Here is a 15,943-nt window from a genome sequence, read left to right on the forward strand (position 1 = left end):
CGCTTGGCAATGATCTCGGCCGGCAGGAAGTCCTTGAGCGCCTGCTTGAAGAACCAGCGCAACTGCGTGCGCTTGAGCTGCATGCCGGGCGGCACGGACGCGGCGAACGCCAACATCCGATCGTCCAGCAGCGGGTAGCGCACATCGATGCCGGCGAGTTGGCAGGCCTGGTTGACCTTACGCAGGTCGTTGTCGGCGAGGGTGAGCTTGAGATCGAGGTGCATCATCCGGTTGATGGCGGAAGCGCCACGCGTGCGGCCATAGACCTCGCGCAGGTTCGCAAGCGGCGCCGCGGTGTCGACGCGGGCCAGGAAATCCGGCTCGAAGATGTCCGCGAGCGGCGAGCGGTGCAGAAAATTGTAGGTCTCGAAGCGGTCCGGCAGCGGCACCTTCGCCTGCTCGATATAGCTGCGGGCCTTGCGCAACGGCGGCACGGCGGCGAGGCCGGGAAGCGCGACGGCACCCTCCAGCAGCGCCCGCAGCGCTCCGGGCACGTTGGCGTATTGCTCGAACAGCCATTGGTTGGCATAACGCTCGTTGCCGCCGAAGATCTCGTCGCCGCCGTCGCCGGCGAGCATGACGTCGATGCCGTCCGACTTGGCGAAGCGCGCGCACAGGTAGGCCGGCACGATGGAGGCGTTGCCGAAGGGCTCGTCGCAGAAGGCGGCCACCCGCGGCACGGCCTCCACCACGTCCTGCGCGGTGACGTAATACTCGCGCGGCCGGGTGTCGAAATGCCCCGCGGCGATGCGCGCGTATTCCATCTCGTCGAAGCCCGCGGCGTCGAAGCCGATGGAGTAGGTCGGCACCGGCGCCTCCTGCAACCGCCGCCAGGTGCCGGCGACGCTGGAGCTGTCGGTGCCGCCGCTGAGGAAACAGCCGACGCTGCCGTCGCCCGCGCCCGCGTCCCCGACCACCTCCGGCAGGAGCCGGCGAAACTCGCCACGCAGGTCCGCGAAGCGCGCGCGGCCCTCCCGGTACGGCATGTGCCAGTAGAAGCGCTCGGCGGCTGGGGCCTCGACGCCGTCGAAGCGCAGCACCTGCGCCGGCAGCAGTTTGCTGACGCCGGTGTAGATGGTCCCGGGGCTGGGGACCATGTGGAAGTAGACGTACTCGAACAGCGCCTGGTCATTGACCTCGAGTGCCGGCCCCGGCAGCGCGCGCAGCGCCCCAAGCCGGGTCGCGAAGCCGATGCAGCCGCCACGGCGCACCACATAGAGCCCGCGCGCACCCGCCCGGTCCACCGCCAGCAGCAGGCGACGGCGCCTCAGGTCCAGCAGCGCCAGCGCGAAGGGGCCATGCAGCGCATCGAGCAGTTGCTCGCCGTCGCGGCGGTAGCGCTCGGCCAGCTCGGCGCCGGTGCTGCCGGCACTGTCCGACAGCATCAGCACGCAGTCGTCGTCCTGGTGGCAGATTCCGCCGGCAGCGCCGTTGATGCCGCCGTGGACGTCCGCCGCCTGCACCCGCCCCGCCCTGCCGACGGCCCCGGCGCCGTCCGCCTGGAGCATCGCCTCCAGCACCGCATCGCCCGCCGCCGGCTCCGGCAGCGCGCCGAACCATCCGCAAATCCCCTTCATGTCTTCCCCCAGCTTGAACGCGCCGCGAGTATACGCGAGCCATCCGTGCCGGCGGCCACGGAGAGCTGCAATGCACTAGCGCAACAGCGCGCAAGTCGCGAGACCTTCTCAGATCGTTGTCGTTGTCGTTGTCGTAATCGTGCTCTCAACCGTGCGGCCAGTCGATTACGACTCCGATTCCGACCACGACAACGCGGGAGCCCGGTCTCGGAATTTCCGCAGCGAAGCCCTGCCACGTCGGGCATCTCCGAGAGTTGCGGTTTGTTATGGCCCGCGGGCGGCCACCAGGCCATAGTCCGGCCTTGTCCGCGGTTGCATCGCGCGCAATGCAGTGCAAACCTGCCGCGCGCGCCTGCGACCGCGCCTGCTGCCTCATGCCCTCTCAACCACGCTTTCGGGAGACCGACACCATGCACAAGCACATCCTCGCCGGCTCCGTGCTGGCCCTGGCCGCGGCGCTCGCCGCCTCCAGCCTCAGCTTCGCCGAGACCACTGCGGACGACGCCGTTCAGGCCCGCGCGCTGATCAAGCAGTTCACCACCACGCTGCAGGGCGAGCTGAAGGCCGGGCTGCAGCAGGGCGGCCCGGTGGCGGCGGTCGAGGTCTGCAAGAAGGTCGCACCGGGCATCGCCGCCGACTTGTCCGAGCAATCCGGCTGGGACGTGGGCCGCACCAGCCTCAAGCCCCGCAACAAGGCGCTGAACACGCCGGACGCGTGGGAGCGGCAGGTGCTGGAGCAGTTCGAGTCCCGCAAGGCGCACGGCGAATCGCCCATGGGCATGAGCTACGCGTCCGTCGAGCAGACCGACGACGGCAAGGTCTATCGCTACATGCAGGCCATTCCGACGCAGGAGGTCTGCCTCGCCTGTCACGGCAAGGACATCGCCCCGGACTTGGCCGCGGCACTGGACAAAGCCTATCCTGATGACCAGGCGCGCGGCTTCGAGCTCGGCGACATCCGCGGCGCCTTCACGCTGTCGAAGCCCAGGTAGTCAGTCCGACGACGGCAATGCGGCGGCCACCCGATGGCGGCATTGGGCGGCTGCATTGGGCGGCTCGACGGCGTTATATCAACAGCGCCGCGCGGGGGACGTCCAGGACATGCCGGAGGATCGCTACAACATCGTCTTCGCCGGAAAGCTGCTGAGCGGAACCGACCCCGCCAGGACACGGGAGAAGCTGGGCAGCACCTTCCGGCTCGATGACGCCCAGCTCGACAACCTCTTCAGCGGCCGGCCCGTGGTGGTGAAGCGCGACGTGGACCTGATCACGGCGACGCGCTTCCAGCAGGCCTTCCTCGCCGCCGGGGCACGGACCGAGATCGAGACGGTGACAGCACCGGTGAAGCTGTCGGCGTCCGCGGACGCGGCGCAAGCGCCGAGCAGGGCTACCGAGACTTCAACCCGCGCCGACGGTCCCCTTGCACTGGCGCCCGTCGGTGCCCCGCTCGACGAGATCGACGACCGGGGTCCGCCACGCCATCCCGATACCAGCGCATTGAGCCTGGTCCCCGGCGACGGCTGGGATCTCGCGGACTGCGCCCCGCCCCCGGTGCCGATCCCCGAGCTCGACCTGACCGACCTGACCCTGGCGCCCCTCGACGGCCGCCGACCGGACGATGGACAATAGCCGGCTGTGTATCAGCAGCCAGCCACGCCAAGCGTCCTTTCATGAGCGAGCCCATGAGCGAGCAGTCCCCCACTCACATCGTCATCGGCGGCGGTATCAGCGGCCTCAGTGCCGCCCACTACGCCGCCCGCCATGCGCCCCACGGCGCTGCCAAGAACGGCCACGACACCCTCGTGCTCGAGGCCGACGACCGCCCCGGCGGCTGCATGCACACGCGTGCCTTCGCGAACCTCAACGGCTTCTGGGTGGAGGCCGGCAGCCACAGCTGCTTTAACAGCTACGGCAACCTGCTCGGCATCATGGAAACGCTCGGCATCCTGGACCGCGCAACGCCCAAGGCCAAGCTCAGTTACAAGCTCTGGCGCGGCGGCAAGCGCACGTCCATCCTCTCCGCGCTACACCTGTTCGAGCTGGTGGGGTCGCTGCCGAAGCTCTTCGGCGGCGACAAAGCCGGCGCCAGCGTGCGCGAGTACTACGGCCGCGGCCTCGGCCAGAAGAACTATCGGGACCTGTTCGGCCCGGCGTTCCGCTCGGTCATCTGCCAGCCGGCGGACGACTTCCCGGCCGAGGCCCTGTTCCGCAAGAAGCCCCGGCGCAAGGACGTGCTGCGCAGCTTCACCATGCCCGGCGGTCTGAACGACATTCCCGTGTCCATCGCCGAGACGCCCGGCGTCACCCTGGCCACCGGCAAGCCGGTGACGGCCGTCGAGCGCGCCGGTGAAGGCTTCGCGGTCACCTGCACCGACGGCAGCCGATATACCTGCGAGTGGCTGACGCTCGCCGTGCCGCCGGACGTGGCCGCCCGGCTCCTCGCCGACGTGGCGCCAGCTGCCGCCGCCATCGTCGGCCGCATCGGCATGGCCGAGATCGACACCCAGCTCCTGGTGCTCGACAAGGCCCATCTCGGCATCGACCCGCTGGCCGGCTTCATCAGCGTGGATGGCGCCTTTCTGTCCGCCGTGACGCGGGACTTTCTGGACGACCCGCGGCTGCGCGGCTTCGCGTTCCACTTCCCGGGCGATCTGCTGGACGAGGACGCGCGCATCGAGGCCGCCTGCCGGGCATTGGATGCCGAGCCCGGGCAGGTGCTCGCGTCGGCCAGCGTCCGCAACCGACTGCCGGCGCTGCGCAAGGGCCATGCGGAGCAGGTGGCGGCGCTGGACCATGCGCTGGCCGACGGGCGGCTCGGCCTCACCGGCAACTGGTTCCTGGGCGTGTCCATCGAGGACTGCGTCACCCGCAGCCGCAGCGAGCACGAGCGGCGCTTCGGCGCCCTGCCGGAGCCGGCCGCGGCCGCCTGAGCCAGCCCGTGGCACGTCGCGGCGGGGACGCCGCTCCCACAGCCGCGCCGCGCCCACCCGTGGGAGCGCCATCCCCGGCGCGATTCAGCGCCCGACCGTGATTCATCGCGGTGGGGACGCCGCTGCCACAGCCGCGCCGCGCCCGCCCGTGGGAGCGCCGCCCCCGGCGCGATTCGACGCCAGCCACGCACAGACAGCAGACATCGATGCCAAGCCTCCCTGCTCCGCACGACATCCCCCGCATCACCGCGCTTCGATACCCGCGGGCGAAAACCCTGAACGATCCGCTGGCGTTGGCCTTCGCCGGACTCGATGACACGGACTTCACGCACCGATCGCATTACATCGACGGCCGCTTCGAGAACCTCTATCTGGACCGCGAGCGCCTGCCCGGGCTGGACGACCTGCTGCGCTTCGCAACCGCTGCGGCCGCAGCGCGCCTGGGGCTGGAGTGCCCGCCCCTGCGCTGCGGCTTCTGGCTCAACGCCATGCCGCCCGGCAGCAGCACCAGCAGGCACAGCCACGAGGAGAACGACGAACTGCTGGCCGGTGTCTACTACGTGGCCGTGCCGGAGGCGAGCGGCGACGTCGTCTTCGCCGACGACCCCTTCGCGATCCGCGTCACGCCACGGCCGGGCCAGCTGCTGCTGTTCCCGCCGGCGCTGCCGCACTGGGTGGAGCCGCACCGCGGCGAGGGGCTCAGGCTGTCGGTGGCCCTCAACTTTGGACCGAAAAACGCCTGAGACCAGCGACAATCGGCGCTAATCCCGGACGATGATGCGCTCCACCTCCGACACCCTGATCTGCCGGCCATCGAGGGTGCGGACGCTGTGGTCACCGACGTCGGTGCGCCGCGCCTCGAAGCGCTCGATGCTGCCGGTGATGGGATTCGCGACCTCCACGGTCACGACGTCGTGGCCACGCGTCCAGCGCTGCCAGAGCGCCAGGCCGCTGCCCGCCAGCATGACCACCACCACGAGTGCGGCGGCGATCTGGATCAGGCTGCGGCGCGAGCGCGGGCCAGCCGCGCGACCGGCCGCCTGCGCCCGCCGCCCGGCCCCGTCGGACCTGAGCCCGGACCTGATCTCGGCCGCGCGCTCGCGGATCGCATAGAAGGCCAGCACGATGATGGCCACGGTGAGGAGAAGCTTACCGAGCATGGATGTGGGTTGACCGGGGTTGTCGCCGGTCGATGCCGCCGCTAGGGTGCGAAAGTGGCGCTGTTGCCAGAACCTGTGAGTGGGTGCCGCGTTGAGACTGTGAAAGTATTGCTCGCAACTCCAGAAAAGAGCGGATCGTAGGTCGGGTTAGCGATAGCGTAACCCGACTATCAACGGCGCACCGTCGCCCGTCGTCAGGTTACGCTGCGCTCTCCCCTTATCAATAGCTGACTACACCGAATACTTTGACGGTCTCGTTGCGACGCGAGCGACCGCTCGGCACGCGGGCGATGTCGCCGCCCGCCCGCAGTCACCCTGCTTGGAGTCTCCCGTGCAACTGATGCGCAACATCCGATGCCTCGGCACCATACTCGGCTGCCTCCTGCTGCTGCAAGGCTGCGACGAGCCGCCGAAGCCAAGCGGCAATTTCCATCACGCCGTGGAGACCGCGGACCTGGTGCAGATCAAGCGCCACCTGTACTGGGGGACGGACGCGAACACGCCGGGGCCGGGTGGCGAACTGCCGCTCGGCATCACCGCGCGCCATGGCGATGTCGCCGTCGCCAAAGAGCTCATCAAGCACGGTGCGAACCCGAACCGCGCCGGCCCGGACGGCCGCACGCCGCTGACGGTGGCGCTCGAGCACGGCAAGGTGCCCATGGCGGAGCTGCTGCTGCGCAATGGCGCCGACGATGACCCGCAGGCGCTGCTGCGCGAGCTGGTGCAGGAGTCGCTGCTCGACCGCGACACGCTGGCGCTGCTGCTGAGCCAGGGCGCGACGCTCGATACCGCGGGCGCGGACGGCCGGACTCCGCTGGCGATCGCCGTCGACACCGACAACATCAACATCGCCAAGCTGCTGCTGGAGCGGGGCGCACCGCTCGCGCCGGGCCAGCCGCCCAAGGACGCCGGCAGCGCCGCGCCCGTGCCCACCGCGGCCGACATCGAGGACCCGCTGATGGCGCAGTTATTGCGGCGTTACGGGGTTATTGAATAAGGGAAGGCGCGGAGCAAGAGGTACGGAGTACTTGGTGCCTAAGCCCCGGTGCGGGCTCGTTGGCACTTGGCTTCATGGCAGTAACCTCCTGAAGACCTGAGACCCCACGGAGCGCCCATGCACCACCTGACCGAGATCCTCGCCCTACTGATGGTGCTCGGCATCGGCGCGCAGTGGCTCGCGTGGCGCTTCCAGGTGCCGGCCATCGTGCTGCTGAGTGCCTTTGGCCTGCTGATCGGCCCGGTACTGGGCATCCTGCGGCCGAGCGAGGCCCTGGGGGATGCCTACCAGCCGATCATCAAGCTCGCCGTGGCCGCCATCCTGTTCGAGGGCGGGCTGTCGCTCAGGTTCGCTGAGCTGAAGCAGTCCGCCACGGTATTGCGCCGGCTCACCACCGTCGCCGTGGCGCTGTCGCTGACCCTGACCGCGTGGGCCGCGCATCGCATCGTCGGCATGGACTGGGCGGTAGCACTGGTGTTCGGCGCCATCACGGTGGTGACCGGGCCGACGGTGATCCTGCCGCTGCTGCGCCAGGCGCGCCTGAAGCGCCGCCCCGCGACCTTCCTGAAGTGGGAAGGCATCGTCAACGATCCCACCGGTGCGGTGCTGACGGTGGTGATGTTCGACTACTTCGTCGGCGCCGACGCGGGGCACCTGGGCGAGACCTTCGCGCACCTCGGCGCCGGCGTCGGCGTGGCGCTGCTGCTGGGCGGCGTCGGTGGCTGGGCGCTGGGACGCGCCTTCCTCGCCGGACTGGTGCCGGAGTACCTCAAGGGCGCCGTGGCGCTGGCGGCCGCGCTCGGCGCCTATGCGCTCTCCAACCAGGTGCTGGAGGAGGCCGGCCTCATCGCCGCGACGGTGATGGGCGTGGTCCTCGGCAACATGAGCCTGCCGAGCATCGCCGAGATCCGCCGCTTCAAGGAGTACATCGCGGTATTGCTGGTCTCCGGCATCTTTCTGCTGCTGACGGCAGACCTCGACCCGCACATCCTGGCCGCACTGGACTGGCGCAGCGCGGCGCTGATCGCCGCGGTGGTTCTCGTGGTGCGGCCGGTGGTGGTATGGACCGCCACCATCGGCGCCGGCATGAGCTGGCAGGAGCGCGCGCTGGTGGGCTGGATCGCGCCGCGCGGCGTGGTCGCCGCGGCCGTGGCCGGCGTGTTCGGCCCGCTGCTGGCCGAGCACGGCATGGACGGTGCCGAGCTGCTGCTGCCGCTGGTGTTCGTGCTGATCCTGGTGACCGTGGTGCTGCACGGCTTCAGTCTTCGCTGGCTGGCGCGCGGGCTGCACCTCAGCGCCCAGCGCCAGGGCGGTCTCATCCTCGCCGGCGCCGGCGCCTGGAGCAGCGGACTCGCGAAGAAGCTGCACGAGTTGGAGGTGCCGGTGATCGTCGCCGACAGCGCCTGGCACCGGCTGCGCGCCGCGCGCCAGGCCGGCGTGCCGGTGTACTTCGGCGAACTATTGTCCGAGCACGCCGAGCACTCGCTGGAGCTGGGCGCCTTCAGCAGCCTGCTGGCCACCACCAACAACGACGCCTACAACGCCCTGGTATGCGCCCGCTTCGCGCCGGAGCTCGGCCGGCAGAACATCTTCCAGCTCGCCACAGGCGAGGTGGCCGAGCCGCGCAAGCCCTCGCCCGAGCTGCGCGGCCGCACCGCCATGAGCGACGAGATCCTGTACGAGGACCTGCAACGGCGCTGGTACCAGGGCTGGAGCTTCCGCTGTAGCACCCTCACCGAGACCTTCGACGTGGAGATGCTCAAGACCGCGCTGCCGGACGACGCCGTGCCGGTGCTGGTGATCGGCCCAAAGCAGGAGGTGCGCATGCTGGAGGCCGGCAAGGGGCTGCGCGCCGAGCCGGGCGAAGACGTGATCTGGTTCGGGCCCAAGGCCGCCGAGGCCGAGCCGAGGGACCCCGCCGACAATGGCACCACGGCGGCGGAGAAGCCGAGGCCGTTGGTTTAGGAACAGCGGAGTGCGAGTGCGGAGTGCGGAGTGCGCCCGCGCCGGCGGCCCGCCCCTGTGGGAGCGGCCTCCCCGCCGCGATGGGCCGCTCGTCGCGCCGGGGACGGCGCTCCCACAGCGGGTGCCCGAGTCGTGATGGGAGCCGGCGGGGCTCGCCGCGGCGAATCGACCTAGCCCGCGCTGCCGCCCAGCCCCGACGCCGGCGCCTGCCCAGAGCGTGCAGGAAAAAACCCGCGTAGGTCGAGCTGAGGAATGAAGCCCGACACGGCGCTCAATACAGCCGCCTGATCGTCATAGCCGCCTGCTCGTCGGGCCTCCTGCGTCGGCCCGACCTGCAGAGGCCACGTGACACCGAGGCTCCACAGTCTTTCCGTCCCTCTTCTCAGACCCTCGGCCGCCCTTCATCCAACGCGGTGCCAACGATCCTGGGCGCCGACCGCCGTCCGGCGACGCCCCAGAAGCCCAGCGCCAGCACGCCAATCCAGGCCGCGGCAAGCAGGCCGATGACGCCGTCGTAGCGGCCGGCGAGGAAGCCGAGGGCGGCGGCGGGGTCGGAGTCCGTCAGCCGGCGGGTCATCTGGATCACGAACACCCAGCCCGCGTGCAAGCCCACGCCCCACGCGATGTGCCCGGCGCGCTCGCGCACCAGCGCCAGAAACACCCCCACCAGGAACAGCGCGAGCATGGAATCCAGATGGCGCCAGTCCGCCACGCCGGTGAACACGCCCGCGAACATGGCCCGGGTGCCGGCCCAGTCGAAGGGGACGCCCGGCGGTAGGTCGTGCGGCTTCAAGAAGTGCAGCAGCGCGTATAGGGCCGCTGACCAGACCACGGCGGCGCGCAGCCCGTTGCGCCGGCGGATGGCACCGTAGAGGGCACCGCGGAAGAAGGTCTCCTCCAGCAGGCCGATCAGTAGCCCACCCACCAGCGCACCGACGGCCTTCTCCAGCACGAGCCACACCAGGCCATGCTGCGGCAGGTCGGGCACGCGTATCTCAAGCGCCAGCAGCGCCCAGATGAGCGCCGTGAGAATCAGCACCCCAAGCGCCCAGCCCGCGGCCACGTCCAGCAGAAACCGCCGCCGCGGGAGGCCGAAGCCGAGCGCAGCGGCGTTGTCCAGCCGCAAGAGCTTCAGGAACGGCCACAGCCCGAGCAGGATATAGAGCTGCGCCAGCCGCCCCATGACGCGCCGCGGCGGCTCGTCGATGAGGCCCATGTCCAGGAGCGGATGGGCAGTGAGCGCCGCCAGCACCAGGCAGCAGAAGAGATATGCGAAGAAGATTGCTGTTGTGCGCATGGGGCTGAGGCGGAACGAGGGCAGAGTGGCGCGCAGCGAAACACGCCCGACCGGCCAGCGCAAGCACATTGGCCCCATCGCTCCAGCCCTGGCACGGAGGCTCATGCTCGCGCGTCGGTGACGCGTTGCTGGAGCCGATGCGGCGGATCTGCGATGCTGTCGCACGGCCGACCGCGGCCACCGCGCCCCCACCCGATTACCAGAACCATGCCGAAGCAGCAGAAGCCGCCCGGACCAGCCCTCCGAGCGGGCGACCACAAGGCAGCCAGTCCGTCCAGCGGGGCGGGGGCGCAGCCCGCCAAGCCCCCGCTCAACGTCGCGGGCCAGGTCTGGCTCAACGTCGACGAGGTGGCCTTCCTCGGCGAGGAGCGCATCGCGCTGCTGGAGCAGATCGACGCGCGCGGCTCCATCACCCAGGCGGCGAAGGCCGCCGGGGTCAGCTACAAAGCCGCCTGGGACGCCGTGGACGCCATCAACAACGTCGCGCCGGCCCCGGTGGTGACCACGGCCACGGGCGGGCGCGGCGGCGGCGGCGCCCGGCTCACCGACGAGGGCCGGCGGCTCATCGCCGCCTACCGCACCATCGCCGCGGAGTATCAGCGCTTCCTCGCCGGCGTCAACGCCGCCCTCGGCGACTCCGGCGCGGCGCTGGACGTGCTGCGGCGGCTGGCGCTGCGCACCAGCGCGCGCAACCACTTTATGGGCCGCGTCGCCGCGGTCACCGCGCGCCCCGTGGACGCGGAGGTGCAGATCGCACTCCCCGGCGGGCAGCGCATTGTCGCCGGCATCACCAACGAGAGCGTCGAGTGCCTGGGTCTCAAGCCCGGGCGCGACGTCTGGGCGCTGGTCAAGGCCGTGGCCATCGCCATCGCCCCGGCGCCGCAGGAGCCGGCACCCGGCACCAACACGCTCTGCGGCACGGTGCAGCGCATCACCCGCAGCGACGGCCCGGCCGAGGTGGTGATCGCCCTCGAGGGCGGCGTAACGGTGTGCGGCGTCATCGACGCGAGCCAACTCGAGCCGCTCGGTATCGAGGAGCAGGGACCGGCCTGCGCCGTCTTCTCCACCACGAGCGTCATCGTCGGCGTCGACGACTGAGTCGGTTTGACGACGTAGCGGCGCGCTTTGTCACCTTTCCGCCCGCGCATCCCGCGCCCCCTTTCCCAACCGCATCGGGTCGCCGCCGGCGCTGCGCGCCACCGCACAGGCCGCACGCAGCCCGCGCCGGCCGGCGCTTGCGCATAGGCCAGCGGCCCTTGGCGGGGCCGTGCGCCGGCATGCGCACAGGCCCCGCGGTCCTAAGCCCAACAAGGCACCAATTCTGCTTATCAAATAACGGTGCACCTCAAAATGGTGGCACAGATCTCTGACCACAAATTTTCTGACTGAGCGATCCGATGCGAAATACATCAATGTATACAGCGCTCATCCATCCATCGGCCGGCATCAGGCCGATAGGGCGGCAAGCCGCCGTCGCGCCTTACCACGGCGGGCGAGGGAGGATCGCATGGTGACGAGCCCATCCTGCATCTATGGGGAGTCAAAGCGTGACGGCACCGGTCAACGAGACTGCTCGCCGCGCTGGCGCGAGCGGCTGCCGCCCTTGTGGCACGGCCGGGTGGTGGAGCCGCGCCGGTTTCGCGTTCACCGCGAGCACGAAATGCCGGCGCGGCAGGCGTTCGGGTACGACGACGCCGGCAGGCGCTGCTTCCACGCCTACGACTATCGCCTGATCGAGCCGCGCCTGGACGACGACGCCGGCCTCTGCGCCGCCCTGGTCTACGCCGAGTCGCTGCGCGCCTGGCGCCTGCACGACGGCCGCTGGCTGGTGAGCCTGCGGCAATGGCCCGACGGCGACGAGGGCGAGCTCATCGAGATCATGACGCTGATGAATCACATGCCGGGTCAAGGCATCGGTCAGGGGTAGAATCGCACCTGCACGTCCCGCGGCGGCGCCAGGTGCGGCGCCGTCGTTACCAGCAGCCGGGCGCCGGCGCGGGCATAGTCCTCGGCGTTCTTGGCATTGACACCGCCAGCGGCGCCGACGACGGCACCGGAGCCGCACGCGGCAAGCGCAGCGGCGGTCTCGGCCACCTGCCCCGGCGTGAACTTCTCCAGTTGCAGCACATCCGCGTCGGCCCAAGTCAGCGCTTCCTCGGGGTTTGCCACCTCGACGACAACGCACTTCTCCGGGCACAGCCGGCGCAGTCGCGCAAGGCTTGCAGCCGGCGGCTCGCCGCCCAAGAACTGGCGGTGCTCGGCGAAGACCAGCAGCGTTTCGGACAGGCCGTTGCGGTGCATCACGGCGCCACCGGCCTTGAATGCCTTCACCGCCAGCTTGCGGTTGCCGGGCACGTTCTTGCGCGTACCGGCGACCATGGCGTCCGGGTGTCCGCGACGGGCAGCGGCGACGATGGCCGCGGCGCTGCTGGCGATACCGCCGCACCACTCCATCAGCGTCTGCGCCGTCTTCCAGCCGCGGTGCAGGGCGCCGGCGCTGCCACGCGCCTCGAGCAGCAGGGTCTCCGGCGCCGCGTCCGCGCCGGAGGCGACCGTCGGCGCGGCCTCGGCGCCGCAGAGCTGGAACAGCCGCACCGCCTCCTCGACGCCGCAGACGGTCATCGGGTCGCGGGCGAAGAAGCGGATCGTGCCGGGCGCGGCCGCGATGCCGAGCGACTCCGTGGTGAGGTCGCCGAAGGGCACGTCCTCGGCGAGGAGGGCATGCAGCTCGTGGTCGCCGAGAACGGGTGGAGGGGTTGCGATCATGGATACCTCTTGACTCGCATTGAGCTCCGCGCAGCATGGACAGGCGCGGACACGGGGGTAACGACGGTGCGCAAGCAAATGCCGCGCCGAGTCGTCCCGGGCGACACTGATTGTTGACGGCGCCGAAGATCGCTCAGCGGCGCCAAATGGTTGTCGTGGAGTCACGTTTTTCGTTGTCGTTGCAGTTGTCGTCGTCGCTATCGCTATCGCTATCGTTGTCGTTGTCGTTGCTGTAATCGGCTACCCCACCACGACCACGACCACGATCGCTGTTCGGCTTGCGAAAGCGATGATCATCACCCGTCGGTCTGAGGCGAAGCCTCGGCAGAGATCCGGCAAGTATTCGGTGTACGCCGGCTTATCGCAGCGTAACCCGACGATGAACCTCGGTAACCCATTGATTGTCGGGTTACGCTCTCGCTAACCCGACGATGCTAGTCCGGCGACGTGAGGGCTCCGCTACCGGTCGTTGCCCGTGTCGCCCTGGAGAACGACACGCGCTGGCGGCGGGCGGAGACTGTCGACCGGAGTGTCGCCCTCCAGGGCGACACAACCGCCGCTAGCGCCGACATCTCGAGCAGTCTCGGTAAGGCGACGATTGTCGCGAAGTCTACGCAACGTGATTACTTTTGTATATTACGCGACACGCTGTACGCTCCACTTCCATGCGCTTCGAGACGGTCAGGGAAGGCTGATGGCGGGTCAAGGGTTGCAGCGGGCGGCGCGCTCGCGGCGCAAGCGCGTTCGCGGCGATGTCGAGGCGGTCATCCGGGCCCAATGCTCCAGAGGCCGCGAGCCGTCTCATGCCAGCCATGCGCCTTTGGCGCCGAACGCGCGCGGGGTTGGAGCAACCGATTGCAGGATTGGCCGATTGCAGGATTGGCCGAAGCGTTGGCCGAGCGCCGACCACATCGCACCATTTCGGTGCAGCAACCACCGCGCTCGGCCAGCTTCGCTATAGACTAGTGCATATTGCGTGTTCAGGCGGGAACGCCGAGAATAACCAACGGCGCCTTGATCACGGCCGTAGCCGCAACACCTTCCTTGAGGCCCAGTTCATCGCTCGCCTTGTGCGTGATGGTGGCATGCACCTCGTCGCCGGAGGGCAGCGCGATGGTGACCTCGGCATTGATGGGGCCGATATCGAGGGCCTTGACGGTGCCCGGGAGACTGTTGCGGGCCGACAGACGCACGCCGGAAGCGTCGGTCATGACCAGCACGGACGATGCCTTGAACAGCGCGACAGCCTCCGCGCCAGGCTTTAGATTCAAAGACTTGACGCTCGCGTTCGTGACGACGGCAACGATTTCCTGACCGCCCGGCAGCGCCAACGTCACCTCGGCGTTGATGGCGCCCGGGGTGACGGAGACGACCTTGCCGTGGAATTGGTTGCGCGCGCTGATCTTCATGCAAATGGCCTCGTTGTCATTGGTTGGTATGGCGCCGCAGCGGACGGAGCCGGCGCGACGAGCACCGAGGCTAAGGTAACCCGCTCGGCAGATACAAGCTTAGCGCCGGAGGGGGTTGGCCCCTGGTTTGCAGTGCCTTGCGGGCCATGTCGTTATATCGTTCGAAATATAGAGCCTCCATGACAACTCCACGCGCGCGCTCCCCCCGCCTGGTCGGCCGACTCTCGCTGGCCACCGAGCTCGGCGATCTGCTGGGCGACACGCGCATCCGGCTGCTGGAGGCCATCGGCCGCCACGGCTCCATCGCCCGGGCAGCCAAGGCCGTGCCCATGTCCTACAGGGCGGCCTGGGATGCGCTGGATGCGATGAACAACCTGACCGCACAACCGCTGGTGGAGAGCTCGATCGGCGGGCGCGACGGTGGCGGCACCCGGCTGACGGCGCACGGCCGCAGGCTGGTGGCCCTCTACCGGGCCGTCGAGCACGAGTACCAGGAGGCGCTCGATCGCCTGGGCGCACAACTGGATCTGGTGAGCGACGGCGACGAGCACGCCTTCCGGGCACTGCTCAGTCGCATGTCGCTGCACACCAGCGCCCGCAACCGCTTTGCCGGCACGCTCGTCCAGCTCAGCACCGACCAGGTTGGCGCGCACGCGACGGTGCGGCTCGGCGCCGACACACAGGTCACCGCGCTGCTGACGCGCGAGAGCGCCGAGGCGTTCGCGCTCAAGCCGGGCGCCGAGGTGCAGGCCCTGGTCAAGGCCACGGCCGTGATGCTGGGCACGGGCCGGGGGCTGCGCACGTCGGCGGCAAACCAGCTCTGGGGCGAGGTCAGCCGTATCCGGGAAGGCCCACTGGAGGCCGACGTGACGCTGCGGCTGCCCGGGGACTTGCGCCTCGCCGCCCTGATCACCCGCGCCGAACTGGAGCAGCTCGACCTGCGGCCCGGCCGCGAGGCATGCGCCGTATTTCAAGCGTCCAGCGTCATTCTGGCGAGCTGCGCGTAGCGGCCCGCATCAGCAACCGGGCGGCCGCGTCGAGTCGGCCGCCTTCAACTCACTCCGACAAGGAGCAACCGACCCATGAAACAATTCGTACCCGTGTCCGCCGTCCTGGCCCTCGCGCTCGCCGCCGGGACCGCCGCCGCCGATGAAGCGCAGATCGCCGTCGCCGCCAACTTCACGGCGCCCATGAAGACCATCATCCAGATGTTCGAGGAAGACACCGAGCACACCGTCAAGGCATCCTACGGCTCCACCGGCAAGCTCTACGCCCAGATCGAGAACGGCGCGCCGTTCGAGGCGCTGCTCGCCGCCGACCAGAAGCGCCCGGAGCTGCTGGAAAAAGAAGGCGTCGCCGTGCCCGGCACGCGCTTCACCTATGCCGTCGGCACCCTGGTGCTGTGGTCCGCCGAGCCCGACGTCGTCGAGGACGGCGAAGCGCTGCTGAAATCGGGCGACTTCAACAAGCTCGCCATCGCCAACCCCAAGCTCGCACCCTACGGCGAGGCGGCGATGCAGACCATGGACGCCCTCGGCGTCAAGGCGGCCCTGGAGCCGAAGCTGGTGAGGGGTGAGAACATTGCCCAGACCTACCAGTTCGTCGACACCGGCAATGCCGAAGTGGGCTTCGTCGCCCTGTCGCAGGTGATGCAGGATGGCCAGATTACCAAGGGCTCCGGCTGGATCGTGCCCGGCGACCTGCACGAGCCCATCCGCCAGGATGCCGTGATTCTCGACAAAGGCAAAGACAGCGCCGCGGTGACGGCCCTGTTCGCATATCTGAAGGGAGAGAAGGCGCAGGCCGTGATTCACGACTTCGGCTACGAGACGGAATGATACG

15 protein-coding genes are annotated in these 15,943 nt (G+C 69.5%); 10 read left to right on the forward strand and 5 right to left on the reverse strand.

The window, feature by feature from the left end; all coding sequences use genetic code 11:
- On the reverse strand, positions 1-1,577 hold a 1,577-nt coding region (locus LJE69_RS12145), incomplete at its 3' end, for an asparagine synthase-related protein (protein ID WP_296925333.1).
- Positions 1,578-1,987: 410 nt separating this feature from the next.
- Here LJE69_RS12145 and LJE69_RS12150 point away from each other — a divergent pair.
- From LJE69_RS12150 to LJE69_RS12165, 4 genes are all read left to right on the forward strand, one after another.
- The gene (locus LJE69_RS12150; RefSeq protein ID WP_296925335.1) at positions 1,988-2,569 is read left to right on the forward strand and encodes a DUF3365 domain-containing protein; all 582 of its coding nucleotides are present in this window, start codon (positions 1,988-1,990) and stop codon (positions 2,567-2,569) included.
- A 109-nt stretch (positions 2,570-2,678) separates the two neighbouring features.
- Positions 2,679-3,206, forward strand: a complete 528-nt coding sequence (locus LJE69_RS12155; protein WP_296925337.1) for a hypothetical protein — start codon at positions 2,679-2,681, stop codon at positions 3,204-3,206.
- 53 nt (positions 3,207-3,259) lie between these two features.
- Positions 3,260-4,507 (forward strand): NAD(P)/FAD-dependent oxidoreductase, encoded by a 1,248-nt coding sequence (locus LJE69_RS12160; protein WP_296925339.1) that lies wholly within the window; start codon positions 3,260-3,262, stop codon positions 4,505-4,507.
- Between the two features lie 206 nt (positions 4,508-4,713).
- Positions 4,714-5,250 carry a putative 2OG-Fe(II) oxygenase gene (locus LJE69_RS12165; RefSeq protein ID WP_296925341.1) on the forward strand — a complete coding sequence of 179 codons (537 nt, stop codon included), beginning with the start codon at positions 4,714-4,716 and terminating at the stop codon, positions 5,248-5,250.
- Positions 5,251-5,268: 18 nt separating this feature from the next.
- Here LJE69_RS12165 and LJE69_RS12170 read toward each other — a convergent pair whose 3' ends face one another.
- Entirely contained in the window at positions 5,269-5,667 is a 399-nt protein-coding gene (locus LJE69_RS12170; RefSeq protein ID WP_296925343.1) for a hypothetical protein, read from the reverse strand.
- A 340-nt stretch (positions 5,668-6,007) separates the two neighbouring features.
- Between LJE69_RS12170 and LJE69_RS12175 the strand changes: the two genes are divergently transcribed.
- Positions 6,008-6,664, forward strand: coding sequence for an ankyrin repeat domain-containing protein (locus LJE69_RS12175; RefSeq protein ID WP_296925345.1), 657 nt, complete (start codon positions 6,008-6,010; stop codon positions 6,662-6,664).
- 117 nt (positions 6,665-6,781) lie between these two features.
- The gene (locus tag LJE69_RS12180) at positions 6,782-8,629 is read left to right on the forward strand and encodes a sodium:proton antiporter (protein WP_296925347.1); all 1,848 of its coding nucleotides are present in this window, start codon (positions 6,782-6,784) and stop codon (positions 8,627-8,629) included.
- A 382-nt stretch (positions 8,630-9,011) separates the two neighbouring features.
- On the opposite strand, the gene LJE69_RS12185 is transcribed toward LJE69_RS12180, so the two are convergent.
- Positions 9,012-9,926: a CPBP family intramembrane glutamic endopeptidase gene (locus LJE69_RS12185; protein ID WP_296925349.1), complete on the reverse strand. Its 915-nt coding sequence runs from the start codon at positions 9,924-9,926 to the stop codon at positions 9,012-9,014.
- 207 nt (positions 9,927-10,133) lie between these two features.
- On the opposite strand from LJE69_RS12185, the gene LJE69_RS12190 reads away from it, so the two are divergent.
- Both LJE69_RS12190 and LJE69_RS12195 read left to right on the forward strand, forming a co-directional pair.
- The gene (locus LJE69_RS12190; RefSeq protein ID WP_296925351.1) at positions 10,134-11,024 is read left to right on the forward strand and encodes a TOBE domain-containing protein; all 891 of its coding nucleotides are present in this window, start codon (positions 10,134-10,136) and stop codon (positions 11,022-11,024) included.
- A gap of 409 nt (positions 11,025-11,433) precedes the next feature.
- The gene (locus LJE69_RS12195; RefSeq protein ID WP_296925353.1) at positions 11,434-11,853 is read left to right on the forward strand and encodes a hypothetical protein; all 420 of its coding nucleotides are present in this window, start codon (positions 11,434-11,436) and stop codon (positions 11,851-11,853) included.
- Here the strand turns inward: LJE69_RS12195 and modD are convergent.
- A complete protein-coding gene (gene modD, locus LJE69_RS12200; RefSeq protein WP_296925355.1) occupies positions 11,844-12,692 on the reverse strand; it encodes a ModD protein in 849 nt (282 codons plus the stop codon). The genes LJE69_RS12195 and modD overlap by 10 nt on opposite strands.
- A 980-nt stretch (positions 12,693-13,672) precedes the next feature.
- On the reverse strand, positions 13,673-14,101 hold the full coding sequence (locus LJE69_RS12205) for a TOBE domain-containing protein (RefSeq protein ID WP_296925357.1): 429 nt from the start codon (positions 14,099-14,101) through the stop codon (positions 13,673-13,675).
- A gap of 179 nt (positions 14,102-14,280) precedes the next feature.
- Between LJE69_RS12205 and LJE69_RS12210 the strand changes: the two genes are divergently transcribed.
- On the forward strand, positions 14,281-15,108 hold the full coding sequence (locus LJE69_RS12210) for a TOBE domain-containing protein (protein WP_296925358.1): 828 nt from the start codon (positions 14,281-14,283) through the stop codon (positions 15,106-15,108).
- Between the two features lie 75 nt (positions 15,109-15,183).
- The gene (modA, locus tag LJE69_RS12215; protein ID WP_296925360.1) at positions 15,184-15,939 is read left to right on the forward strand and encodes a molybdate ABC transporter substrate-binding protein; all 756 of its coding nucleotides are present in this window, start codon (positions 15,184-15,186) and stop codon (positions 15,937-15,939) included.
- The last annotated feature ends 4 nt before the right edge of the window (positions 15,940-15,943 follow it).

The organism is Thiohalocapsa sp. (assembly GCF_022340605.1).
Classification (GTDB): Bacteria; Pseudomonadota; Gammaproteobacteria; order Chromatiales; family Chromatiaceae; genus Thiohalocapsa.